Source organism: Patescibacteria group bacterium (genome assembly GCA_041675205.1).
In the GTDB taxonomy this organism is placed as follows: Bacteria; Patescibacteriota; Patescibacteriia; order GWA2-46-9; family GWA2-46-9; genus JBAYUF01.
The window spans coordinates 25,331-46,964 of record JBAYUF010000007.1; the positions used below are offsets into that span (position 1 = coordinate 25,331).

The 21,634-nt window shown below is 49.6% G+C and carries 34 protein-coding genes; 33 read left to right on the plus strand and 1 reads right to left on the minus strand.

The genetic code is table 11. From position 1 onward, the window contains the following. Positions 1–547 precede the first annotated feature (547 nt). The 23 genes from WC052_04715 (at position 548) to WC052_04825 (ending at position 16,784) form a co-directional block, all read left to right on the plus strand. Complete coding sequence (locus WC052_04715) at positions 548–901, plus strand: hypothetical protein (GenBank protein MFA7286932.1); 354 nt, start codon at positions 548–550, stop codon at positions 899–901. Continuing rightward, the gene (locus tag WC052_04720; protein MFA7286933.1) at positions 898–1,209 is read left to right on the plus strand and encodes a hypothetical protein; all 312 of its coding nucleotides are present in this window, start codon (positions 898–900) and stop codon (positions 1,207–1,209) included. Before WC052_04715 ends, WC052_04720 begins: the two co-directional genes overlap by 4 nt. Further along, positions 1,206–2,027: a hypothetical protein gene (locus tag WC052_04725; protein MFA7286934.1), complete on the plus strand. Its 822-nt coding sequence runs from the start codon at positions 1,206–1,208 to the stop codon at positions 2,025–2,027. The genes WC052_04720 and WC052_04725 overlap by 4 nt, the downstream gene beginning before the upstream one ends. Then, positions 2,027–2,170: a hypothetical protein gene (locus tag WC052_04730; GenBank protein ID MFA7286935.1), complete on the plus strand. Its 144-nt coding sequence runs from the start codon at positions 2,027–2,029 to the stop codon at positions 2,168–2,170. The genes WC052_04725 and WC052_04730 overlap by 1 nt, the downstream gene beginning before the upstream one ends. Positions 2,171–2,272: 102 nt before the next feature. Continuing rightward, positions 2,273–2,785, plus strand: coding sequence for a hypothetical protein (locus WC052_04735; GenBank protein MFA7286936.1), 513 nt, complete (start codon positions 2,273–2,275; stop codon positions 2,783–2,785). A gap of 37 nt (positions 2,786–2,822) precedes the next feature. After that, on the plus strand, positions 2,823–3,263 hold the full coding sequence (locus tag WC052_04740; protein ID MFA7286937.1) for an NUMOD3 domain-containing DNA-binding protein: 441 nt from the start codon (positions 2,823–2,825) through the stop codon (positions 3,261–3,263). Positions 3,264–3,382: 119 nt separating this feature from the next. Continuing rightward, the gene (locus WC052_04745; GenBank protein MFA7286938.1) at positions 3,383–3,943 is read left to right on the plus strand and encodes a hypothetical protein; all 561 of its coding nucleotides are present in this window, start codon (positions 3,383–3,385) and stop codon (positions 3,941–3,943) included. 8 nt (positions 3,944–3,951) lie between these two features. Then, positions 3,952–4,776: a hypothetical protein gene (locus WC052_04750; protein ID MFA7286939.1), complete on the plus strand. Its 825-nt coding sequence runs from the start codon at positions 3,952–3,954 to the stop codon at positions 4,774–4,776. 87 nt (positions 4,777–4,863) lie between these two features. Beyond that, positions 4,864–5,697 carry a hypothetical protein gene (locus tag WC052_04755; GenBank protein MFA7286940.1) on the plus strand — a complete coding sequence of 278 codons (834 nt, stop codon included), beginning with the start codon at positions 4,864–4,866 and terminating at the stop codon, positions 5,695–5,697. Continuing rightward, entirely contained in the window at positions 5,697–5,966 is a 270-nt protein-coding gene (locus WC052_04760) for a hypothetical protein (GenBank protein MFA7286941.1), read from the plus strand. The genes WC052_04755 and WC052_04760 overlap by 1 nt, the downstream gene beginning before the upstream one ends. Beyond that, entirely contained in the window at positions 5,966–7,027 is a 1,062-nt protein-coding gene (locus tag WC052_04765; protein ID MFA7286942.1) for a glycosyltransferase, read from the plus strand. Before WC052_04760 ends, WC052_04765 begins: the two co-directional genes overlap by 1 nt. An 83-nt stretch (positions 7,028–7,110) precedes the next feature. Next, positions 7,111–7,332, plus strand: coding sequence for a hypothetical protein (locus tag WC052_04770; protein ID MFA7286943.1), 222 nt, complete (start codon positions 7,111–7,113; stop codon positions 7,330–7,332). Between the two features lie 97 nt (positions 7,333–7,429). Beyond that, positions 7,430–7,927, plus strand: coding sequence for a hypothetical protein (locus tag WC052_04775; GenBank protein ID MFA7286944.1), 498 nt, complete (start codon positions 7,430–7,432; stop codon positions 7,925–7,927). Next, the gene (locus WC052_04780; protein ID MFA7286945.1) at positions 7,902–9,947 is read left to right on the plus strand and encodes a DNA polymerase; all 2,046 of its coding nucleotides are present in this window, start codon (positions 7,902–7,904) and stop codon (positions 9,945–9,947) included. Before WC052_04775 ends, WC052_04780 begins: the two co-directional genes overlap by 26 nt. Before the next feature lie 11 nt (positions 9,948–9,958). Next, positions 9,959–10,192 carry a hypothetical protein gene (locus WC052_04785; protein MFA7286946.1) on the plus strand — a complete coding sequence of 78 codons (234 nt, stop codon included), beginning with the start codon at positions 9,959–9,961 and terminating at the stop codon, positions 10,190–10,192. Between the two features lie 2 nt (positions 10,193–10,194). Continuing rightward, the gene (locus WC052_04790; GenBank protein MFA7286947.1) at positions 10,195–10,419 is read left to right on the plus strand and encodes a hypothetical protein; all 225 of its coding nucleotides are present in this window, start codon (positions 10,195–10,197) and stop codon (positions 10,417–10,419) included. After that, a complete protein-coding gene (locus tag WC052_04795) occupies positions 10,419–10,988 on the plus strand; it encodes a dATP/dGTP diphosphohydrolase domain-containing protein (GenBank protein MFA7286948.1) in 570 nt (189 codons plus the stop codon). Before WC052_04790 ends, WC052_04795 begins: the two co-directional genes overlap by 1 nt. An 8-nt stretch (positions 10,989–10,996) precedes the next feature. Beyond that, positions 10,997–11,605, plus strand: a complete 609-nt coding sequence (locus WC052_04800; GenBank protein ID MFA7286949.1) for a nucleoside 2-deoxyribosyltransferase — start codon at positions 10,997–10,999, stop codon at positions 11,603–11,605. Further along, entirely contained in the window at positions 11,602–12,138 is a 537-nt protein-coding gene (locus WC052_04805) for a hypothetical protein (protein ID MFA7286950.1), read from the plus strand. Before WC052_04800 ends, WC052_04805 begins: the two co-directional genes overlap by 4 nt. Beyond that, entirely contained in the window at positions 12,113–13,180 is a 1,068-nt protein-coding gene (locus WC052_04810; GenBank protein MFA7286951.1) for an adenylosuccinate synthetase, read from the plus strand. The genes WC052_04805 and WC052_04810 overlap by 26 nt, the downstream gene beginning before the upstream one ends. Continuing rightward, entirely contained in the window at positions 13,180–13,617 is a 438-nt protein-coding gene (locus tag WC052_04815; protein MFA7286952.1) for a hypothetical protein, read from the plus strand. Before WC052_04810 ends, WC052_04815 begins: the two co-directional genes overlap by 1 nt. Positions 13,618–13,643: 26 nt before the next feature. Next, entirely contained in the window at positions 13,644–15,725 is a 2,082-nt protein-coding gene (locus WC052_04820) for an AAA family ATPase (GenBank protein ID MFA7286953.1), read from the plus strand. A 384-nt stretch (positions 15,726–16,109) separates the two neighbouring features. Then, on the plus strand, positions 16,110–16,784 hold the full coding sequence (locus tag WC052_04825) for a hypothetical protein (GenBank protein ID MFA7286954.1): 675 nt from the start codon (positions 16,110–16,112) through the stop codon (positions 16,782–16,784). A 56-nt stretch (positions 16,785–16,840) separates the two neighbouring features. Here WC052_04825 and WC052_04830 read toward each other — a convergent pair whose 3' ends face one another. Continuing rightward, positions 16,841–17,095 (minus strand): hypothetical protein, encoded by a 255-nt coding sequence (locus WC052_04830; GenBank protein ID MFA7286955.1) that lies wholly within the window; start codon positions 17,093–17,095, stop codon positions 16,841–16,843. 37 nt (positions 17,096–17,132) lie between these two features. Between WC052_04830 and WC052_04835 the strand changes: the two genes are divergently transcribed. From WC052_04835 to WC052_04880, 10 genes are all read left to right on the plus strand, one after another. Continuing rightward, positions 17,133–17,510, plus strand: a complete 378-nt coding sequence (locus WC052_04835; protein MFA7286956.1) for a hypothetical protein — start codon at positions 17,133–17,135, stop codon at positions 17,508–17,510. Between the two features lie 9 nt (positions 17,511–17,519). After that, positions 17,520–17,900 carry a hypothetical protein gene (locus WC052_04840; protein ID MFA7286957.1) on the plus strand — a complete coding sequence of 127 codons (381 nt, stop codon included), beginning with the start codon at positions 17,520–17,522 and terminating at the stop codon, positions 17,898–17,900. After that, the gene (locus WC052_04845; protein MFA7286958.1) at positions 17,897–18,268 is read left to right on the plus strand and encodes a hypothetical protein; all 372 of its coding nucleotides are present in this window, start codon (positions 17,897–17,899) and stop codon (positions 18,266–18,268) included. The genes WC052_04840 and WC052_04845 overlap by 4 nt, the downstream gene beginning before the upstream one ends. 241 nt (positions 18,269–18,509) lie before the next feature. After that, the gene (locus WC052_04850) at positions 18,510–19,040 is read left to right on the plus strand and encodes a hypothetical protein (GenBank protein ID MFA7286959.1); all 531 of its coding nucleotides are present in this window, start codon (positions 18,510–18,512) and stop codon (positions 19,038–19,040) included. A 543-nt stretch (positions 19,041–19,583) separates the two neighbouring features. Next, positions 19,584–19,823, plus strand: a complete 240-nt coding sequence (locus WC052_04855) for a hypothetical protein (GenBank protein MFA7286960.1) — start codon at positions 19,584–19,586, stop codon at positions 19,821–19,823. Between the two features lie 12 nt (positions 19,824–19,835). Continuing rightward, positions 19,836–20,057, plus strand: coding sequence for a hypothetical protein (locus WC052_04860; GenBank protein MFA7286961.1), 222 nt, complete (start codon positions 19,836–19,838; stop codon positions 20,055–20,057). Between the two features lie 234 nt (positions 20,058–20,291). After that, positions 20,292–20,603 (plus strand): co-chaperone GroES, encoded by a 312-nt coding sequence (locus tag WC052_04865; GenBank protein MFA7286962.1) that lies wholly within the window; start codon positions 20,292–20,294, stop codon positions 20,601–20,603. Beyond that, the gene (locus WC052_04870; protein MFA7286963.1) at positions 20,600–20,890 is read left to right on the plus strand and encodes a hypothetical protein; all 291 of its coding nucleotides are present in this window, start codon (positions 20,600–20,602) and stop codon (positions 20,888–20,890) included. The genes WC052_04865 and WC052_04870 overlap by 4 nt, the downstream gene beginning before the upstream one ends. Further along, a complete protein-coding gene (locus tag WC052_04875) occupies positions 20,887–21,270 on the plus strand; it encodes a hypothetical protein (GenBank protein ID MFA7286964.1) in 384 nt (127 codons plus the stop codon). Before WC052_04870 ends, WC052_04875 begins: the two co-directional genes overlap by 4 nt. Continuing rightward, a partial coding sequence (locus WC052_04880; protein MFA7286965.1) for a hypothetical protein occupies positions 21,267–21,634 on the plus strand: 368 nt, incomplete at its 3' end. The genes WC052_04875 and WC052_04880, both read left to right, overlap by 4 nt.

Genomic DNA, 21,634 nt, shown 5'->3' on the forward strand with positions numbered 1-21,634 from the left:
CTCGGTCTAATACTATTTCCTTCCTCTCATTACTGCAGGTCGTCCAAGACCGGCAAGTTGTTGAAGAATGGCTTGCCGGTCGTTTCTCTGGCACGATTTTTGCTTCTATTCCCAATATATGTCCGGTATGGTTTCAACAGAGGGGAACGCACCCCTATCAAGCGCAAGAAAGACCTGTCGTTGAGAGGATATTTCTGGGAATACCTATTTTTATTTTTAAGTTTAACCGTTGGCCTTTGGTGGGCATCGACGACGGGCACCATTCTAAGTTAGTGGTTACTAACTGTGGGGCCACTGCCCTGCATATATGCACGTTCCCAATACCTTTTGTTTGCATAGTCGGTTTGGCCAGAGTTGGTTTTTTCGTTGGTCCACCGACAAACGACGAGGCATCGTCGTTTAGTTTCATTTGTTTCATAGTTTCTGAAACGATATTCCGATCGGCCACCCAAGGAAAGGTTTCTCCTTTGGTTCTACGGTTTGGCACGTCGTATGCTCTCTTTTATAGTGTAGACGATAAGACCAACCACCTTTTAAGGAGGACGTTATGAACCAAAACAAGGAATCGGATGAAATGGTCGCCCGCGTTAAGCGGGCTTTCGATGCCATTCCTCATGACCGGGAACTGTCGGATAAGGAGATATCGGAAGCGGCCGAGGTGCTTCGTAATTCTGATCAGGAAATGGCCCAAGGCCACCTGCAGTTCTGTCATGATAACCCCGGTATGTATGGCCTTTGCGCTTGGTGCAAGCACTACTTTCTGCGGGCCGACAACAGCCGGATTTCACCAGCGTTAACTGAAGAGCAATTCGAAGCGACGCGTCTTGACGGTACGAGTCATGGTTGCTGTCCCGAATGTCGCGATCGGATGATCGCCGAAGCTCATGAGGTGAAATCATGACGACCAAGACGAAAGCCCAACCGTTGACCGACGCGGATTTCGAATTACTGAAAAGACGCGAAGAGGTTAAAGCCGAACTTAAACGGCTGGATGAGCACCTTAAGCCCAGAATAACGGCGACGATTGATGCTCATGGAACGGGCAAGGCGAAAATCAGCCACCATGAGGTGGAACTTAAGCGTTCGGTTCGGAACACAGTCTCATGGAAATCACTGTGCGCGTCGCTTGTTCCGGAAGACGTGATCTTGTCAACCCAACCCGATTTTACGGAAGAATATAACGTCGATTCGGTGGAGGTGCTGTCATGAACCGTTCAGAAAGAGAAAAATTGGCGGACGTGTCGAACCAGCTTCATAATTTGCTGGAACGCAAGGACTTCGATGGAACGACCTACCTTTACGCGGAACTCGAACGAATTCAAATCGACGTGAACCAACTGTTGGCCGATTCTGAAATCAAATTACCGGCCGATAACGTTGAATCTGGTTTGTCGGCGACGCTGGATGGGCTGGACCTAATCGAGGAAGCGACCGAAATCGAACAGCCCAACAAGACCTTGCGCGTTGGTGATTACGTGCAGGTGGCCCGTATTCTGGACGAACAGACGACTGACAAACGGAATGTCGGTCGTTGTGGTCAAATAGTGAAGCAAATCCTGTCGGCTCAAGACGAAGCGGGCGATCTTTACGAGGTGGAATTCCTGCATCCGAACGGTCAGCCGCAACATTGGATGGATACGGAAGCGGAAATGCCGCGTAATCATTCGGCCCTCTATCGGGCCGAACTGGACCAGATCGAAAAACCGGCCCGCTTGACGATCTGGGGTAAAGACGAAATGGGTTGTTATGCTGATGGGACCAACGGTGAAGACAACAGACGGTGTGTTTTGCGTCAACTGTTGCAGTTGGTTATTAATATCGAAGAGCGCGAAAATGGCGATGACCCGGATTTCCGGCCCGTCATCGACGAAGCATATGCCTTGCAGGTGGAACTGGTGGGCGATGCATCCGAAGGTTATGAAGAGGAAGACGCGGCCATTGGTCTGCTGAACAATCACACCGAGGATGGATTTTCGTTTCAGATGTACGAGGGTGACTTGATGTTGGTGGATAACGAGGTGGTGTGATGTCGCATTTGGTGATGGACATCGTAACGTACGATTTGCCGAATGGAACCAAGGCTTATCGTACGTTAATCTATCGGATTCCGGATACGTTCAAGGAATACATTGAAGACCCACACAAGGAGGACGGCAATGACTCGGTTTGAACAGGTAGCATTGGGAGTAGCGGCCACTGTGGTTGGTATCGTTCGTTGATCAACCTTGGCGATAAAATCGTTGGACCCGATAAGTAATAAAGGAAGGACCAAATGCCGTATATTAAACGACAGGAACGAACCGAACTTGACCCGATGATCAAGCCGTTAGTGGATTGGTTGCGGGCCAAGAGTGCAACCGAGGTGGTGGGCTTTCTCAACTACGTGTTCACCAAGATCGTTATTTCGTTGTGGGTCAATTGCCGATCGTATCATATGGGAAACAGCATCGTCGGCGCATTTGAGTGTGCATCGCGTGAATTCAGTCGTCGGTGGCTGGACCAATACGAAGACGAAAAAATCGACAGCAATGGCGACGTGTTTCCGTTCCCCAAGCAGGTGCCGACAGTGGCTTTCAAGAAACCGGCCTACCCGCACGCATTACCGGAAGGCACTACCGTTCAGAATCACACCGATCACAAGCGATATATGGTGGTCAATGGCTATCATCCGTCCGACGTATTGCACGGCCGCAAGATCATCTTGTTGCCGTTGGATAGTCATCCATCCATTTCGTTTTTGGCTGATGCGAACTGCATCGGGAACGACTACCGCGTCATACACTAAACAGGAGCATAAACCGCTTTATTAGGAGAATTGACTGATGAAGAAGACCAGAAACAACACGAAAAAGGCGAAGACCGTCAAGACGAAGACCGTCAAGGCCAAAACCGTGAAGCGTGCGAAGACGACCACCGGTGGTCCGCTTTCCAAGGAACACAAGGCCAAGTTGAGTGCGGCACTCAAGGGCTTGATTCCGTGGAATAAGGGTAAGAAGACCGGTGTCAAGCCGTGGAATGCGGGCAAAAAGACCGGTATCGAACCGTGGAACAAGGGCAAACACACCGGTTTGGCTCCGGCCAACAAGGGCAAACGCGTGAAGAAAGCCAAGTCCACGAAGCGTGCGAAGACGGCCAAGGCTGCCAAGCCCGCGAAGGTGCAAAAGTTGCATTTGCGCCCGCACATCGTCAAGTCCATCAAGGCCAGTGAAATCAACGCGGCCAACGCAAATACTCCGGCCGTTGCTCCGGTTGCTGCCGAGTAGCATTACACGCCAATACAAGCGGGCCGGACCTAAACCGGCCCGCTTGATAACACGAACCTTGTAACATAAAGCACGTTGTCATGATTCTACGCGAAATACCTATCGTTAAGAAGAGCCGCATGAACAATCCCAGACGACGACGCTTGACGGCGCAAGAGTGGGCCGATCTTTTTGAGCGTCATTGGGCTTGTGTGCTCGACTGCCAGTGGGCGCATTTTGCTGCGATTTCCGGTTGTCGAATTTCGACCGTACGCGCACGCTTTAATCAGTTATATCCGGCCGGTCGCATACGACAAACAGTATCCATCGAGAAGCACCCACTCCGACAAACCGATTGGACCCAAGACGAAATCGACACATTAGTGGAACTGGTTGAACGTGGCTATGCGCCCGAAGACATCGCCACCACCATGCATCGAACGATTGGAGCCTGTCGTGCGAAATACGCACAAATCGAAACGGGTGATCTTCCGATGCCCGCTACCGCTACCGATTTGCCGCGTTGGAATGCGGTATATCGCACGCTGTACAAACAACAACAGGAACTGGAACTCATCGCCCAGAAAGATGCGGCCGGTCGTTCAGCAGCGGGTATTGCCCAAGACATCGGCTGGACGGTAACGGCCGTGGAACAAGCATTGCGGCAGTTACAAGACAAGAAAAGGTCGATACGAGCTTAGTGGGCTGTATGGGAACCGAAGAGGCTAATACGAACCAGTACGAAAGGGGTGATGCCACGCTAATCATCACACGCTCGTTTAAAGACATCGTGGATAGTAAAAGACTGAAAGATGAAACGACAAACCTGAAAGAGGAGAGTATCATGGCTAAGGCCAAAATACCGTCACCCAAACCGAAATCGAAAGCGCAGAATGTCGTTGACACGTGGGCCGACCCTCGTACGCTGGGAATCAGCGATCGATCGTTTTTCAAGCCCGAAGACGGAAAGACCAAGCGCATCCATTTGATGGGCGACCCCGTGCGGGCGCATGTGCAGTACGTGCAGGGTCTCGGATTTATCAAATCGTTCTGTCAGTACGAGAATCGCAACGGCGCACAAGTCATGGTGGAGCAGGGTATCGATGTGGACCTGCTCGGACGTGAACCGCAGATGCTATGGATGGTGCCCGTGCTGGTGTATGACACCGACAAGAAAGGCCAAGTTGGTGGCAAAGTCGAGTACGAATTCCAGTTGTGGAGTTTCTACGCCAACGACTACAAACGGCTGTACACCATGGTGACCGAGTGGGGCCGCGGGGAATTCATGCGGAAAGACCTGCTGGTTACCGGCACGAAGAAAGGCAAATACATCAACGCCGATTTCAACGTCGCGGCCAAAGACGCGCTTTGTCTGGCTCCTGGTGTGTGCGAACGTGTGGAAGCGGAATTTTCCGCCTACCAGTATCGCGATGCCAATCGCTGGATTGCGCGTGATGTAACGGAAGACGAACTCCGTGCGGCCGTTGCCAATGTCGATCAGTCAACGGGCAAAGTCGCCGATGCCCAGAAGTAGAACGGAACTGCAACCATAACCCGAACGCGGGCCATAATAGTGTGGCCCGCGTTTCTAAGGTGATAATGGATAGAAAAGAGTACATGCATGCAAACACTATTCATTAGCCCCTATGTGGGAGAAACGGGTTGGGAGTTGATGTGCTGGCAAGGTTTTATACGGAAACTGGCCAAACAATATGACTATGTGACCGTAGCTTGTCGTACAGGCCACGAGTTGTTGTACTGTGATTATGCTGATCACATTATTCACTATGACCCACACGTTGAAAATACGGACATGTGGAAAAACTACGGGGAAGAATATGGTGTGTCACTGTTTTTAGCATCATTACCATACCACAATAATCAAACGATTATACACAATGATGTGTATCAAACACGTTGGTGGAACCATGAGCGGTGGGATGTACAACAGGAACTTATCCCGTTTAATCGTTTTGGAGGTGACGTACCGGCCTATGATGTGCTGTTGATTGTACGCGATACGAACAAATGTAATACTGGTTTTCGTAACTGGCCGGTATCACACGCAACCGAGTTTACTCAACGGCTAAGATCAAGGGGTTTTACTGTTGCATGCGTTGGCAAACGCGGGTCAGCAGCAGCAATACCCGGTACGGCCGATCTTCGTGACCTGCCGCTTTACAAGTTGGCGCAGATTATGGATCATGCGCGTGTAATCGTTGGCCCGCAGAGCGGCCCCATCCATTTTGCTACGTTATGTAAATTGCCTCAAGTATGCTGGCAAACGTGCCCAGAACACGCCGTTCGAACGGTTCAGCATTGGAATCCATTTAACACCAAGGTGTATACAATGCCATCCGATGCGAAATATTGGCGTGAACGTATTATGTGGCTTCCTTTGATAGAAGATTTAATGTATGCAACCAATACCCTGTTACGTGGAGGACTGGTTTAATGAAACAGCTATTTATCCGTTTCTGGCAGTGGCTGTTACGTGTGATGCATCTTGCCAAACAAAACGTGCAACAGGCCTTGGGCAAAACGAAAAAAGCGGTCTACAATTGGCGACGCGGCCATGTGCTGTGGAACAGCCAACTCGGTACGTTTCGGCGTAATCATCCAAAAATTGGCCGTAATGACCCTTGCCCCTGTGGTTCGATGCGGCAATCTCCGCGTGCGACGGACCTACCCAATAAGTTTAAGTGGTGTCATGGTAGGTCATAATGTATAGACGACGAGCTATCAAAGAAGAACGTAAACGACGATTTACTACACCGAAGGAGTCCATTATGCGTGGACCAATGCGGGTATTGGTTTGGGCTTGTGGCTTTGAAACGCGTTTTGCTGGTCCTTATATCGCGGCCGAAGCCAAACGACAGGGACTTGAGGTTCGTGTGTGTGGCAGTCGTGAAAATCCACGGCAAATGTTGCCGGTGTTGGAATCGTATAAGCCCGATCTCGTGCTGTCCTGCGCCATTCGGCCACAATTACGTGGCTATTATGATATCATTCGTGCGACTGGTGCGAAATTAGCGTTGTGGTATCCGGATATGACGGAAGCGCGTCGTGATCGTATGTGGCGGAACTATCTGGATAATGCCACCGACGTGCTAATCTTTTCCATTTTGGAAACGGCGCAGCGTTATCAGGAGTTGGCTCCCACTGTGCTGTGGATGCCGCAGTATTTTGACCACCGTTTTTGTTCGGATGCTAATGGCAACTTGCCAAAAAGATTGGACCCCAGCAAGCCGATTTACGATGTGTGTTTCATCGGTTCGTGTGACCCGTTACGTGATCATTGGTTGGACCACTTGGAACAACGTTATCGGTGTTTTTTCCACCGAGACGGCATCAAAAATCGGCATGAACTACGTGGTTATCGCATGGCCGAAGTTTATGCCCAAAGCAAAATTGCAATCAATATACAACGGGAGTTGTTTATGAATTGCGGCTCGTTCGTTACCAGTAATCGCATGTATAATGCCATGGGCAGTGGTGCTTTCTACATCAACCATGTCGTCAAAGACCTTGATTTGGTCTTTACTCCGGGTAAACATTGTGTGATGCACGCCGACACGTTGAACGATTTGTGCTGGATGATCGACGAGTTTCTGCGTGAAGAACGACTACGTGAAGAGATCGCGTATGCGGGCCAACAGGAAGTGCTCAAACATCACACGCTGGAACAGCGCGTCAAGGAATACTGGACTGTATTTCAGGCTGTGGTTGATGGAAAAGCGGGCAGTATTCCTCCGGGTGCTTTTGGCCAATGGGTGAAGAAATGAGCGGCTGGGAAGTACCACCGGAAAGAAAGTCCACGTACAGTCGTCCGAAACATGAACCTCGGACGATCACTAAGCACGTGTCAATGGCTGATGACGATTATGCCATTCCGACCGAAGAGCAACTTGCATCGAAGACTAAAACCGAATTGATTGAAGAGGTTATGCGTCTTCAAAAATTAGTGCGTGAAATAGCTGTGGAGCTTGGACTTGCGCGTCGTTGTCCCAGCAGCGAATGTGTGATCGATATGCACTTTGTCGGCCACATTCAAACGATCGTCAAGGGCAACTGGAGATATAAGTTATGAACGAAACTTTAATTGCTTACTGGAAATGTATGTGCTGTGGACACGTACAATTAAATTGGTTTGTGGTTTGTAGTCATTGTGGACACCGGAGATCAGCATGAACGAAACGACTATCACACGCCAGATAATGAAGGACTGGAAACGGCAGAATGGTTCATCGCTCTGGTCTTATAAAATACCGGACCCAAGGTTTGGAAGTGAAACTAATGACCGTGCTGTGGACATTGTGGCTTGCTACGACGGAGTATTTATCGGCATCGAGTGGAAAATAACGAAGAACAGTCGAGCTTTGCCGATTGATGGCTGTGGTAGCGTACGACTTGGCCAGTTAGCAACGCTGTGTGATATTGAAGCGGCCGGAGGGATAGGTTTTGTTGCCGTTGTCGTGTATCATGGGCCACACGATAAATGTGTTTATATGGTGCCCATTTTCGATTGGAACCGCATGGTGGCCGTGATCGATACTAAATCCGTTCATGTGGAAAAGGTTTTTCCGCAATGGAAGATAGTACAGCGTCGTGTGGGACCGCTCATACATTGGGATTTCCAAACGATAGAAAGGTATATTGATGCACGAAGACACCGCACCACTTGAAGCGGAGGTGATTCAGGCGTTGACGCATTGGGATGCGACTTCGCGCTATCGAGACATCGTTAGCACGAAAGATTTGGAACGCATTGTGCGAACCAGTGCCAAGATCACAGAAATGAGCCTTGATACGGAAACAACGGGCATCGACACCATCACTGCCAAGGCTCATGGTTATTCATTCAGTTTTGAGCCACACGTCGCATTTTGGGTGCCGATTAGGATGGACCCACAGTTGCGGCTGTTGGCTCAACTGGTCAAAGGCAAACGTGTGATTTTTTTCAACGCGGGCTATGATTTGGCCATCGTTGAGAAAAATAAAGTACGCATTCCGGAGGCCATGATATGCGATCTCATGATTGCCTGTTTCTTTCGGGACGTTCTGGGATACAAACTCAATCCCGGACTGAAAGCGCAAGCCAAAGTCATATTGGGTGGCATGACGACATTGGAATTGAAGGACATCATCGCGGCCAACACCGGCAAAAAGCCAAAAAGTAACGAGATCGATTTCACATTGTTGGATGAGCGGCAACAACGCATTTATGGCTGCCAAGATGCGGATTTGACGATGCAGTTGTGGCGTGACCCCAGCGTCCAAGCGGCCGTTAATCTCCGGCCCGACATTTGGAAACTGGAGCATCGGCTCATTCGGCCCATTATGGAAATGTATGCAAATGGTGTGGGCATCGACCTCAAACTCAACACCAAGTTTGATGCCATGCTGGAAAAGGCGTGTGATGACCTAAGTCGCAAAGCGCATAAAATGGCTCTTAAGGATTGTGCTACAGTGAAGGGTGAAGATGGCGAACCAGTTTTTACCAATGAGGAACTTGCACGTTTGACGCGTAAAAAAGGTTTGAACTTGGGTTCTTTCCAACAGAAACAACTATTGCTGTTTGAAGAACTTGGGTTACCACATACGCGTCGTGTGGCATCGGGTTGGAGTACCGATCAGGAAGCGTTATCAGATATTGAAGGTGAACACGATATCGTGCCGGTCGTTATGCAGTATAATCGGGTAGTGTCTCGTCGTACGATGTACACGAAAAAGCTACCCGATCTGGTCAATCCGGTAACTGGTCGCATTCATCCCAGCCTGTGGGCAACAGGTGTGAAATCCGGCCGTTTTTCGTGTTCGCATCCTAATATGCAGGGTATCAGCAAAGACCATGCGGCCGATGATATCGTGCAGATACGTGAGGTGTTCGTTCCGGCCAAGGGTAATGTGTTAACATCGGCAGATTATTCGCAAATTGAGTTACGTATTGCCGCTTCACTGTCACGTGAGCCGGTGTTATGTAATGCTTATAACGCGGGCAATGTGGACGTTCACCGGCAAATGGCATCAGAAATTTATAAGGTGCCCTTGGCCAAGGTCACACCTAATCAGCGTGATATCGCAAAAACGGCGAATTTTTCCATTTTGACGGGTATCAGCGCGTATACGCTATCCGCACGAAATCGCGAAATGTTGCCTACGCAAAAAGACGCACAAGATGTGATTGATCGCTGGTTTGACGCTCTACCGACGTTGACATTGTGGATTGAACACATTAAACGTACGGCCCGCGTTCAAGAACGAATCGACACATACTTTGGCCGTCCGCGTCCGTTCCCCGAAATTCAGCATCCGAATCCAGATTCAGTAATCAAACGTATGAACAGTTTACGGGCCAATGCTTGGGCCGAAGATAAAAGCGATGGTGAATTGGAGGAAATCGCCATTCGTTCACTAACGGCCGGACACGAACGTAAGGCATTGTCACACGTCATCCAAGGAACGGCCGCAGACATCATGAAAATCACCATCGTTAATGTACGGAACCACATCAAGAAGGCCAAGTTGCCGGTTAAGATGTTGTTGACCGTACACGACGAGTTGCTATTCGAACACCCACAGAAAGTTACGAAAGAGTTTCATGCATTACTGCAGGAAGTCATGACCTTCAAACAGCTCGGTTCCGGTTGGGTGCCACTTACTGTTGATATCAACAGTGGCAAAAATTGGGCCGTAGCACACTAAAGGAGAACACCGTGTCAAAGTTAGGTGACAGACCACAAAACAAAAAAGGTGCGGGCCAGTATCACAAAGAAAGTCGTTTACGGAGAAGCGAGAGTGCTTCTCGGTTGTACCGACTGACTTTGCAATCGGTGGATACAATGGCCGCACGTTGGGAGCAAGTGGCCGAAACAATCAATGTGCTTCTTGATATCATGCCATCCCAGATTCGTGATAAGCACATTCGTTTTAGAAGGAGAAAACGGTAATTATGCCACAGGAAAACAACAAGTCTCTTCGTGATGACAGTTTGCAAGCCGCATCCGAAGGGGCAATTGAATCAACGGCTCGTGATCTGATCGATGGAGCTACCATCAGCATCTGTCGATATGTGAATACGACGGCCGGTGATGTGATTGTTGCCAATCCGGACCTTGCCATCCGTAGTAAGTTGCTTGATCTACTGGTGGCTTACGAAGAAAGGAAAAAAGCGTAATGCGGGCACGTGTGATTTACAACATGAAAGATCGCACAACGTATCAGTTTGATGTTGAAGGTGATGATCAACGGGCATGGCTGCGGGCCGGTGAGAAGGAATTGGTGGCGGTTTTAGTGGAACGTAATCGTGTAGGAACCACTGGAGCTATTATCGACACCTTCCAAACCATTCCGGAAGCGGCCGGTCCGGGTCAAGACAAGCAAGACGGCATCGCCATTCGGTCAACGTTGCAAAAAGTGCGGTTAGACCTGTTGCCCACAGCACCATTAGCCATGGTCGCACGTGTTTTTACTTTTGGTGCCTATAATTATGGTGACCAAAATTGGCGTGGTGGTTTTGCATGGTCACGTTGTATTGGCGCAGCGAAACGTCATATCATGAAGTGGGAAATGGGACAAGATGCGGATGAAGAATCTAATCTGAATCATTTGGCCCATGCGGTTGCCAATCTTTTGTTCTTACTGGAATTCCAATTGCTGGGATTGGGAACCGATGATCGTGTGAAATACGACCCTAAACTCATCGTGGAATTGCTGGCAAGCTTTCCAGTCGATGACAACCGATAGGAGATCGCATGCCGCGAATCGACAAAAGGTATATCTATCTGGCCGGTAAGATAAAAATCGGCCACGGTGCAACAAGTTATCGTGCGGCTGTTGCTCCGTTGTTGCGCAAGCACGGCATTTTCGCACTTGACCCGCTTCGAGGTAAATACGGCATGACCTCATGGAAATCGTTGTCAGATAATGAGGTTGTTGTGCGCGATTTGCAGGACATTGAACGGGCACACGTCGTGTTGGCCGTCATGATGAAATGCGAAGATACCAGTTTCGGTACGCCGTGTGAGATCATGTATGCATGGGAACGGCGTATTCCCGTCATACTCATCACTAATGAACGTTATCTGGCCGAGCATTTTTGGGCGAAATCGTTGTGTTCCAACATCTTTTTCGTCGATGAAGTGGCCGGTCAGACGTTTGATGAGGTGCTGATGCAAGCGATCACACACATCTGCGCGTGGTATGGTGCTCACATCGAAGAAGAGGTCTATGATCAGCCGACGTTGGCGCAAGAAAAACCGTCGTCGGTGTGTAAACATGATGTCAATGGCTTATGCACGTTTGGTGGGGTGAATATGACGTGCAAAGACAATGACGGCACGTGTCCGGAGCGCAAATCATGATTACAATCACACTATTCATGGTTGCGGCCACCGTTTTTACGATTTCGAGCATCTTTCAAATCGTGCGGATGTGTCGTACTGGTTCAGCACGGGATGTGTCGTTCTGGTATATGACTTTGATGACCTTGGGCATTATTGCCACATGGGGCATCGTCATGATCGACCAAAACGGCTTTTACATCCGCGTCGAGCGCACATTAGGCGTTGCTTCCAGTCTGGTCGTTTGGAGTGCCATGCTGCATTTCAAACTGAAAGATCGGAACAAACGGCGACATGACAACGCCATATTTGCATCAGTCGCCGACCAGCTTCGTGAAACGCAGCGTAAAGTGGCCCATCTTGAACGCGAAAATGGGGCATTTAAAACGAAAGATATGCAACAGCGTCGCACGTTAGCCGCTTTACATGAACGTGCGGCTGAACGTAATGCCTATGTTGAAACGTTGCTGGAGGTGTTGCATAACCATGGCATCACCATCACACCACCCATTCATTTCGTGAAAGGGGATGCCCCTAATGCGAACGCCAGTTGACGTTATCTTCGGTGGACAATACGGTAGCGAAGGAAAAGGCGTAATTGCTGCGTTCCTTGCTACCGATTACGACGTACACGTGCGTGTGGGTGCGCCGAATGCGGGCCATTCTTTCCTCGGACCTGATCGGGAACTGTGGAAGATGCAAACTGTGCCGTGCGGCTGGGTAAATCCCAAGGCTGTGTTAATCATCGGCCGTGGTGGATTGATCGACCCCAGAATCATGCGTGCGGAAGTGGAGGCTATTGCCCGTATCGACAGCACCATTTATGCGCGTCTGTACGTCGATGCCAAATGTGGTGTGCTCGATTCGCAATTCCACCGACAGGAAGGTGGCGTGGATGGGGAAATGCACAAGCGTATCGGTTCGACGGGTGAAGGTGTCGGACCCGCACGTGAGGCCCGCATCAGTCGTGACCCCAGCCGCTTCCGTCTGTATTCGGACCTGTCGATCGAAGACCCGTGGTTTGCTCAATTCCAGATGGAAAATACGCCGTTCGTGATCAACCAATTGCGGCTCAATGCCAACCGCGTGCTGCTGGAAGGTGCACAAGGTCAAGGCTTGTCACTCATCCATGGCCCGTGGCCGTTTTGCACCTCGACTGACCCCGGACCGGCTCAATTGTGCGCCGACGTTGGCATTCCACCGACCGAACTCGGACGTGTGATAGCCTGTATGCGTACATTTCCGATTCGTGTGGCTGGGAACAGTGGCCCGTTGCCCAACGAAACGACGTGGGAAGCGATGTCCCAGCGTTTGGGTAAGTCCATCGAAGAGCGAACCACCGTTACCAAGAAGATACGACGTGTGGCTTTCTGGGATGATAATGTTGCCGACATGTGTCGCATTATTCATCGACCGACCGATATCGCCTTGACGTTCATGGATTATATCAACCCGGTCGATGCCGGTGTCAACTGTTATAATTCGCTGTCGGTCGAATCCCAGCAGTTCATCACACGCGTTGAACAAGTGATGCAGGCTCACGTTTCGTTCGTTGCCACTGGTGGACCGAAACTAAGAGTTTTTAGGAGACCCTAATGAATCGGGCTGAATATATGCGCGAATGGAGTCAACGGCCGAGAGTAAAAGCACGTAGATTACAGCAACAGCGCGAACGACGTCAACGACCGGAGATAAAAGTGCAACAGCACGAACACTATCAACAGATGAAGGTAAAGGCGTACCAACGCATCGGCGGTGCCCGCTGTGTGCTATGTGGCTGCGAAGAACCGATTTTTCTTACTGTTGACCATGCCGACGGTAATGGTCATCTACATCGCCAACAGATGTGTGGTCGTCGTGCGGGTAATGGTCATATGCCTGAATGGATACTTAAGGCCACTAATACTGAACTTGCCAAATGGCATTTACGTGTCTTGTGCGGCTCCTGCCAAAAGGCCACACAACATAGTAATGATGCCGAAGTTCGTGCTGCTGCCAAACGTGAGCATAAACGAATTAGGAGTACGAAGTGATACTTCGATATCCTGAGTTTTGCTATGTGGACACAGCGATTGGTGGGGCTACCAATCGCAACCATATCGTCGATATCAATGATCTGTCGATATCGGTCGACGCCGTTGACACGTACACGACCATGTTTCGCTTCCAACAGGAGTATAAAGAACATGTCGAGTTGACAGGTAGTGTACGAGGAGCCGACCGGTTTGTCGTGTGGTCCGATTTTCTGTGGTTCGACATTGACGCACTTGATGTGTCGGATGCGACTCTTAACATGCAGACATTGTTGCGTGGATTTAAATCCATGGGCGTGTTGGAGCATGTGGTCGTGTTTTTTTCCGGCAGTAAAGGCTATCACATCGGCGTAGATGCGGGCGTATTCGGCTTTGAGCCGTCACAAACGTTGCCCGATCAGATGCGCCGTACGGCCGTTCAAATCGCATCGTTGTTTAACATCGACTTGCTTGATGTGAAGGTGTACAATCACAACCGTTTATGGCGTGTGGTTGATACCATCCATGGCAAGACGCAATTGCGCAAAACGGCACTCGACCCGTCCAAAGCCATTAATATGACGGTCGACGAGATCAAGCGGGCCGCTTCATCCGGCAAGAGTAGGCGTCGTCCACGTCACATAGTTTGTGACAACGCTGAATCAGTGGAAACGTTAGTGCGACTTGCCCGCGAAGCCAGTGCGGGTGTGGTCAAGAAAAGCGCGAACTGGGACGCACCTCCGCTGTCGGATAGACGCGCAAAGCTGATTAACGCAGGACTTAGTTATTTACTTGAACACGGTGTTGCCAAAGGCACACGTGATAACGAGGCATTGTTACGTGCTTCGGAGTGTCGCAAGGTAGGTATTGAGAAAAATGAGTGTCTGGCCAAATTGAACGGCTGGAATGCGTTGAACCATCCACCGCTTACTGATGATGACTTACAGCGTGTGGTTGATTCGGCGTATACCGGTCCCGGTTACGATTTTGGCACGAACCATGATTCTCTTCGCATGGCCCGCATCCAAGGTGAGCGGACGATGGAAGAAATCAATGTAGATAAACTGTTGAATGACGATCAATCATCCGATGAGGAAGAAAAGATCGTTAAACGTCCTTATACGCTTGCCGAAATTCTGGCCGGTGGATACGAGCCACAGCCACTGGAAGTGGTGGGTGAGTGGTTTTCATGGCGTAAACGCATCACACTGGTGGTGGGCCGCGAAAAGTACAGTGGCAAATCGACGCTGTGTACTTTCGAGGCCATGGCCGCAATGAAACGCGGCTTACGTGTGATGTGGATTTCGCCTGATGAGCCACAAGAGGACATCGTTTATCGGTTCGTTAAGGCCGGTGCTCCAACTTATTCCACCCAGCTATTCATCGTGGGTGATGCCATGGTGCCGAGCAGTTGGAAACAGTTGGCGCAGTTCGTTGCCGACGTACGACCCGATCTCATCATTCTTGATTCGATTCACTCATTGTTTCCCCTATTAAGTGAAAAAGGAACGGTGCCAGATAGCTCGGAAAGTGCGGCTTGGCAAAAATTGGTGTCGTGTTTGCGCCCGTTGGCCATCGCCATTGATGCGGCCGTCGTGTGGATTCACCATGCCAATAAAGCGACAAGTCTATCATCTGGGTCAATCGGCATTACGGCCGGTGTAGACATCATCATTAACGTCGGCACCAGTCGCAAAGACAATCGTCGCACGTTGCAATATTTAGGTCGTCGTGTCAGTGCGAAAATGAACTGCGCTTTAGATTACCTTGGTGAAGAACAAGGTTACGAACGCGTTAAAGATTGGAGTCAGGAGGCTCAACATATGAAAGATGAAAAGTCCAAAACGGAAATGGCGCGGGATTGGGTTACGGAATTCATTGCCCAACACAAAGGTGATGAATTCACCGCAGCCGAAAGTGATGCGGCTTACTTGGCACAGTTTAACGAAGACCCCAAGAAAGGTGACATGATGAAAAAGGCACGCGCTTGGGCGTGTGATGTGGGTTTATGTCGTCTACCTAAAACGCGTCGCATGGTGGATGGTAAGCCCACGGCTTTTTATCAAATACTGCGACGTGATCTACCTACCACTACCAACGATCTTCTCGATGAGGCCGATGATGTTTAATAAAAAGGAGTATATGTCTATTTACAGACTGCTACCCCATGTGCAAAAAGCAAAGAAAACGTGGCGACGGAATAACCGCCATCAGACACGTATACGCCAAAATGCGGCCAATTTTTGGTGTAAATTGTGGGTACTGACTATCCTTGGTGGCAAGTGTGAATTGTGTGGTTGTTCCAACCCGTTAATGCTAACGCTTGATCACCGTTTGGGTGATAGTGCTGCACACCGTCGTAAAGTGGGTGGAAATTCGCAAACTATGTATCGTATTGTACTTAAGGCGGGCTGTCCTACAACACGTTATCGTGTGCTGTGTGGTTCTTGCAATTTAGCCGTGTCTAACTACGGTGAAGTTGTAATAAAAAGGTCGTTGTTATGAAGAATGATATGGCCCCTAAGTGGTCAAAGGAAATGCGCACGTTCATCGTCGGCGAATTGGCCAAATGGACACCCTATAAAGAGGTGTGGGAACGTGTGACTTCCAAAAGTCTGACCGAAGATGTCGGTTTGGGGCCGTTGGACCCGAAGGTCTTCAATTATGGTATGTTTCGTGCACGTTGTAAGCGCATTCCCAAAGCGGTGATTGCCAAGGCGCACGAAGAGTATCTTACCAGTTTTGACGGCATTCGTTGGGCCAACGACAAGAATCGCATTCAGGGTCTATCTGATTTGATCGATCGTGTGAATGAACAACTCGACGACGGCGATTTCGACAAGAATACCACCGGCACGATGGCCCAACTGGTCGTTGCCTTACGTGGCATACATGAGCAAATGCGTAAGGAGGTCCAAGCCGACCTTGATCGGGCCGCGTTATCAGCAAGCGGCGTGCGGGTGCTGTTGACCAACCCACGCAACGTGACGATCGACGTTGGCTATATGAACGAAATGATCATGGTTTGTCGTACTGAAATAGGTGGACTGCACAATCTTGATTTTACTGCCTTGAGTGTGACTGAACTCGGACAACTTAAGCAGGTAATCGAGCGTGTGCTGGAAGCTAAAATCAGTGCGGCCACACAAATCGAAATCGTCGAGGAGGTCGATGATGAGGATGTGTGATGCCATATGTGACCCAAAATATGGTCCACAAATACGAAGTTATATCGAAGAGGAAATCATGGCGTATGTTCCGGGTATGATTGAAAATGCACAACGTGATATGACGTTAGTGCAACACTGGAATATAAATCGCTATCGTGTACGGCAATATGTTTTTGCTCTGGAAGAACAAAATACTCTTGATTTTCCTTTTGGTAGGTTAAAGGAATTTCGGTGGAGTAGATGTGCCAATTGTCCAACCGACGCATATTCTGACCAACGTTGCCGAACATGCCATTGGCAGGTATGCATACTAAAAGACGTAGGTACATGTTGGCATATGGTGGATCCTCAAATGGAGTGTCGGTAATGCCAATAGATCAAAACAAAAAGTTGAGCGGTTGGGGTGATGCCGATGTTCAGTACCAGCGCATGCAGAAAAAATTGGCCGCATTCATGCGCATCGGTGGTGAATGTCGCTGTGAAACGTGTGGCTGTCGAGAGCCGGAAATGTTGACCATCCATTACACCGACCGCAACAAAATCGAACACTGGATGGAACAATGTATCTTAACTGATGCAGCCATGCATGAATGGGTACTTCGAATTCCCGTTCTTACGCTGGTTTTCACACATCTGTGCGTGCTGTGCGGCTCCTGTGATCGCATGGCCGAAACGCATGGTTACGACGAAGTTCGTGCGGCTGTCGCTCGTGAACACAGCCGCATAAAAGGTAATTTAGTCTAAGGAGATCACATGTACACACTGCTTAGTTCCATCGTCATTGCGCTGGTCATTCTCTTTCTGGTCGTTTTTGCGGCCATGGCCCAGATGCAACGTGCTCGTAATGCGCATTTCCGGATGGTCGATGCCAAATATCGGGCCATGCAACGCGAAGTGGAAACGTATCGTACGACCAGACAACATGAAGCCATTCAATCAGCCCATTTTCGCCGATTGTACAAGGCCGCATTGGACGTTTACGAGGCTGGAAATTGGGTGTTACATAATCCGTCCACCAAGTTTGAGACGGGCAACCGTACGGAAGCGGACCTTTTCAAGCGATTGTGCAACGCGCTGGATGGGAAACCGGAAGCGGCTCCTGTTCCCACTCCGGAGCAAGGACGGCCGGAGTGATCACACCCAATATCAGCGAATACGTTTTGGTGCGTGGGCGTACGGGCACCCTGCCGCAAATAGTGACGGACCGTCTGCAAAACGGCTGGCAATTGCTGGGTCAGCCGTTTCGCACGGGTAACCGCATTCGATTTTTGCCGGAAGGTTGCAGTGGTCATGGTGATTGGCTATACACCAATGAAATCGCCCAAGCCATGGTACGGAGTGCGATTGATGTGCTGCCTCCGCCATTAACCGTTTCGGATGAGGGCGTGCCACCGATCGTCGTTGAACTGGACGATAAGGACCAATCAAAACAACAATTTGCCTACGTACGACCTATGTTTCGCCGTGGTCGCTGGTACAGACGTGGGAGGTCGCAATCATGAGCATAGATCGATTTCATGCAAGAAAGATCGTATCCTATGAACATCATGGACACGTGGCCTTCGTATTCGAAGAGCTTAAAGGCAAACACCATGAGTGTTGTCTATGTTGGCGTTGTGATCGGTTCAAACCGGCCGACCGTGTGGCCAACTGTCCCATTGCCAACACACTATATGCTGCCTGTGTTAAGTACAACCTCGTCACCCCGGTGTTTGAGTGTCCGGAGTTCAAGGAGAAAACAGCATGACCGTAGAACGGTTACACATCAGCTACGGCGGGTATCTCCTGACGTGCTTACGGTTGTACGGCGTGCCGGAGCAGGAATGCGAAGACGTTAGACAGGACATTTATTTGCGTCTGTTGGAATCGAAACGCAAAATTAGTGACGATAACATCAAAGGTTTCTGTTCCAAAATCGCACGTGATGCAGCCGTCGATTTCAAGCGCAAATCGGACCGTACGCCGACCATGGAGAGCATGTCGATCGTGGACGAGCACGGCATGACCAGTATGCATCCCGAACTCGACGCGCAAGCCTTGGCCCGTTGGGAAACGATGATCGCCAATCCGAATAAGGAGCGCATCGAGCAAGCCTTGGAGTTAGCCCAGATGTACGAATGTCAACCCGGTGGGCCAACTGCCTATGAAGTCATCGATGACCTATTATTTGGGTTGTCGATGGAACAAATTGGTGAGAAACACAATGTAGCTAAAGCCACCATTTCACGCTGGATGAGTGACTGGTACGTGTGGATAAAGGAGCAGTTGTCCTGATACTCCTACCTTGACGCTGGGACCAGTCCACGGACTGGTCCCAGCATTCCCCTGAAATACGCGGGTACCTGTCCCCATTGTTCAAAGTACCCACGGTACCCACGGTACTTGCGGTATGCGGACGTTTCTTACATACAGTACCCACGGTACCCGTCATCCCGAAGAACATATTGAAACACCTATATTTTTAACTATTTTCGCCCAAGCGGGTACCGTAGGTACCATGAGTACCTGTAGGAATATCCTACGGAATAGGGGTACCCGTTTCAAATGGTCTCTGTGGACATTAAAATCACACTCGAAGGTAAGGAGGTCATATATATGCAAAATGACGACCAGTTAGTGATCACTAAGTTGCTCTTTTTATGAAACGCTGGCCTGTTTCGTACGGATAAACTTATAAGAACGGGCGATGTCGGCATAAGGCCACCGTCACTCCAAGTCATAGCGGTTTGCAACCACAACGACCTCTGGGAAACGGCTGAGCAGCCAACACCACTTGTGTAAACGAAGAAATTCACACGCAACGGAGCAGGTTATGTAATGCACAAATTAAACGACACCTATCGCAACGTCGGTCGTCGTGGTCCGCTTCACACGAAGAAACGATTTGCCAATGTGACGATCAGGGAATTGGCCTACTGGCACCCAAATTCCGTTTATGCGTCTCTTCTATCAACGGCCAACTGGATGAGCCAACTCGACATTTCACCCCAAGCGAAACGACTTTCACGTTTGCAGGGCCGTCAATTCGTCGCTGCCGTCGATGTGATTCTCTCTTGAAAGCAGGACATCGTGACCAATGATGACCGTAAATTGATTCGCAATCTTTGTTCCAAGTTGGATAGACAGAAAGAACAGGGAACGGAGATCATCCTTCGCTTGCAAGCGTTACAAAGCACGTTCGTCCGGCTGATAGATAGTTTGATTAGGGCTGCCAACTCCGCCGTCATTGAAACTGAACCTGAATCACCCGGTTTGCAAAGCGATCACATTGATGAAAAATCTACCGATTGAAATTAAAATCCACACGCTATTAAAAGGTATAATCTGGGAAGCACTCGGAGTTTTGATCTTGGGTACTTATCTTCTTTATACCACAGGCAAGTGGAGTGACGCGTTGTCGATCGGCGTCGGTTATCCGTTGTTTCGTGCTTTCGCCTATTATCCGTACGAAAGAATTTTCAAACGCGTTCAACGTAAGAGACGCGCACACACCCAATAGACTACTCACATTAGGAGACACCGCAAATGTCACATCCTATAAGATTTTTACCCTTGGGCGATCGAGTCTTGGTTGATGTCACACCCGTTGAAGAAACGACCAAATCGGGTTTGATCGTCGTCCGTTCACAAACGGAATCGATTCCCACTATTGGCACTGTCGTTGCCATTGGCCGTGGTCGTTATGATAATGGCGAACTTTCGCCGATGACGGTGGAAGTCGGCGATCGTGTGATCTGGGGTAAGTTTGCCGGAGTCAACGTCGAAATCGACGGCCGGTCTTATCTGCTCATGCACGAAGGTGACATCAGTGGGGTGTTGGGCACGGAGGCCGGATGATCACACATCTTACACCCAAGATGGTTTTGGTTTTATGGCAAGATTGCCAATCACATGAAGGTTGGAATGACTTACCCAAAGACGACGCGGACGTGGCCTTGCCGTTGATTGAAACGGTCGGTTGGTTGATCGCTGAATCACCCACTGTGGTTTGCGTTGCCAGCAGTTTCGATTCTTCCAATGAATCGGCTTGCATGCGAATGGACATTCCACGTGCGACGATCGTGCAGATACAGGAACTGGACGTGCTCCGTAACGTGCGTAATGCGTACAAGGAGCAAAAATGAAATGTGATCATCCCAACGGCTGCACAGTTGATGCAATTGTCGTTAGCATCATGTTTGGTGTATTGGCTACCATGTTTGTAACCCATGTGGCTACGTGGGTTATGGCTTTAATTGCTTGTGTGATTGTACACACAATTAAAGAACGTCATGCCATCGACTACGAAAGCAGCAAGACATCTTTTGGCTATTTTGAGTTCAGCATCGGCCTTGAAGGATACGAAGCACGTGACTTTGATTTGACTCTCTCCTTTCACCCGCAGTATGTAACAATTCACATTTCACTGTGGTTTATCACTTTCTACGTCAGTTGGTCGATGTACGGCACGCATGCCGATTGCGCCGACGACATGGCCAAACGGGAAGAGGAGATCACATTATGATGCTGATCACACATCTGATCACCAAGGGTAACGTCTGGCAACGCGGCAACGTTGACCCTACGCCGTTGATCGTCGGCGAAGTCTATGACGATGCAGTGTTGGCCATGATGCCCGATCGCCGCGCCGTCATCATTCCGCGTTATCTGGTGGAAACGCCAATTCTGTGTTGCCCCATCTGTGGAAAGGCAGCGTTACTCAAGGAAAAACGATTTTCCAAGGACGAATACACCGAATGTCCCGACTATAACCGCCACATGTATGAAAAACTTTATGCCGCATCACACGACGTTAAAAACCACAGTCGTGCAGCGCGTCGTTCGATGTGGAAACAGGCGGGCCGTCACTTGGCGGAGTGGAAAAAACC

What these genes read in the sequence shown, in the direction of transcription:
- WC052_04715 (MFA7286932.1), top strand. Translation starts at nt 548, where the DNA reads ATGAACCAAAACAAGGAATCGGATGAAATGGTCGCCCGCGTTAAGCGG.
- WC052_04720 (MFA7286933.1), top strand. Translation starts at nt 898, where the DNA reads ATGACGACCAAGACGAAAGCCCAACCGTTGACCGACGCGGATTTCGAA.
- WC052_04725 (MFA7286934.1), top strand. Translation starts at nt 1,206, where the DNA reads ATGAACCGTTCAGAAAGAGAAAAATTGGCGGACGTGTCGAACCAGCTT.
- WC052_04730 (MFA7286935.1), top strand. Translation starts at nt 2,027, where the DNA reads ATGTCGCATTTGGTGATGGACATCGTAACGTACGATTTGCCGAATGGA.
- WC052_04735 (MFA7286936.1), top strand. Translation starts at nt 2,273, where the DNA reads ATGCCGTATATTAAACGACAGGAACGAACCGAACTTGACCCGATGATC.
- WC052_04740 (MFA7286937.1), top strand. Translation starts at nt 2,823, where the DNA reads ATGAAGAAGACCAGAAACAACACGAAAAAGGCGAAGACCGTCAAGACG.
- WC052_04745 (MFA7286938.1), top strand. Translation starts at nt 3,383, where the DNA reads ATGAACAATCCCAGACGACGACGCTTGACGGCGCAAGAGTGGGCCGAT.
- WC052_04750 (MFA7286939.1), top strand. Translation starts at nt 3,952, where the DNA reads ATGGGAACCGAAGAGGCTAATACGAACCAGTACGAAAGGGGTGATGCC.
- WC052_04755 (MFA7286940.1), top strand. Translation starts at nt 4,864, where the DNA reads ATGCAAACACTATTCATTAGCCCCTATGTGGGAGAAACGGGTTGGGAG.
- WC052_04760 (MFA7286941.1), top strand. Translation starts at nt 5,697, where the DNA reads ATGAAACAGCTATTTATCCGTTTCTGGCAGTGGCTGTTACGTGTGATG.
- WC052_04765 (MFA7286942.1), top strand. Translation starts at nt 5,966, where the DNA reads ATGTATAGACGACGAGCTATCAAAGAAGAACGTAAACGACGATTTACT.
- WC052_04770 (MFA7286943.1), top strand. Translation starts at nt 7,111, where the DNA reads ATGGCTGATGACGATTATGCCATTCCGACCGAAGAGCAACTTGCATCG.
- WC052_04775 (MFA7286944.1), top strand. Translation starts at nt 7,430, where the DNA reads ATGAACGAAACGACTATCACACGCCAGATAATGAAGGACTGGAAACGG.
- WC052_04780 (MFA7286945.1), top strand. Translation starts at nt 7,902, where the DNA reads ATGCACGAAGACACCGCACCACTTGAAGCGGAGGTGATTCAGGCGTTG.
- WC052_04790 (MFA7286947.1), top strand. Translation starts at nt 10,195, where the DNA reads ATGCCACAGGAAAACAACAAGTCTCTTCGTGATGACAGTTTGCAAGCC.
- WC052_04795 (MFA7286948.1), top strand. Translation starts at nt 10,419, where the DNA reads ATGCGGGCACGTGTGATTTACAACATGAAAGATCGCACAACGTATCAG.
- WC052_04800 (MFA7286949.1), top strand. Translation starts at nt 10,997, where the DNA reads ATGCCGCGAATCGACAAAAGGTATATCTATCTGGCCGGTAAGATAAAA.
- WC052_04805 (MFA7286950.1), top strand. Translation starts at nt 11,602, where the DNA reads ATGATTACAATCACACTATTCATGGTTGCGGCCACCGTTTTTACGATT.
- WC052_04810 (MFA7286951.1), top strand. Translation starts at nt 12,113, where the DNA reads ATGCCCCTAATGCGAACGCCAGTTGACGTTATCTTCGGTGGACAATAC.
- WC052_04815 (MFA7286952.1), top strand. Translation starts at nt 13,180, where the DNA reads ATGAATCGGGCTGAATATATGCGCGAATGGAGTCAACGGCCGAGAGTA.
- WC052_04825 (MFA7286954.1), top strand. Translation starts at nt 16,110, where the DNA reads ATGGCCCCTAAGTGGTCAAAGGAAATGCGCACGTTCATCGTCGGCGAA.
- WC052_04830 (MFA7286955.1), bottom strand. Translation starts at nt 17,095, where the DNA reads ATGTACCTACGTCTTTTAGTATGCATACCTGCCAATGGCATGTTCGGC.
- WC052_04835 (MFA7286956.1), top strand. Translation starts at nt 17,133, where the DNA reads ATGCCAATAGATCAAAACAAAAAGTTGAGCGGTTGGGGTGATGCCGAT.
- WC052_04840 (MFA7286957.1), top strand. Translation starts at nt 17,520, where the DNA reads ATGTACACACTGCTTAGTTCCATCGTCATTGCGCTGGTCATTCTCTTT.
- WC052_04850 (MFA7286959.1), top strand. Translation starts at nt 18,510, where the DNA reads ATGACCGTAGAACGGTTACACATCAGCTACGGCGGGTATCTCCTGACG.
- WC052_04855 (MFA7286960.1), top strand. Translation starts at nt 19,584, where the DNA reads ATGCACAAATTAAACGACACCTATCGCAACGTCGGTCGTCGTGGTCCG.
- WC052_04865 (MFA7286962.1), top strand. Translation starts at nt 20,292, where the DNA reads ATGTCACATCCTATAAGATTTTTACCCTTGGGCGATCGAGTCTTGGTT.
- WC052_04870 (MFA7286963.1), top strand. Translation starts at nt 20,600, where the DNA reads ATGATCACACATCTTACACCCAAGATGGTTTTGGTTTTATGGCAAGAT.
- WC052_04875 (MFA7286964.1), top strand. Translation starts at nt 20,887, where the DNA reads ATGAAATGTGATCATCCCAACGGCTGCACAGTTGATGCAATTGTCGTT.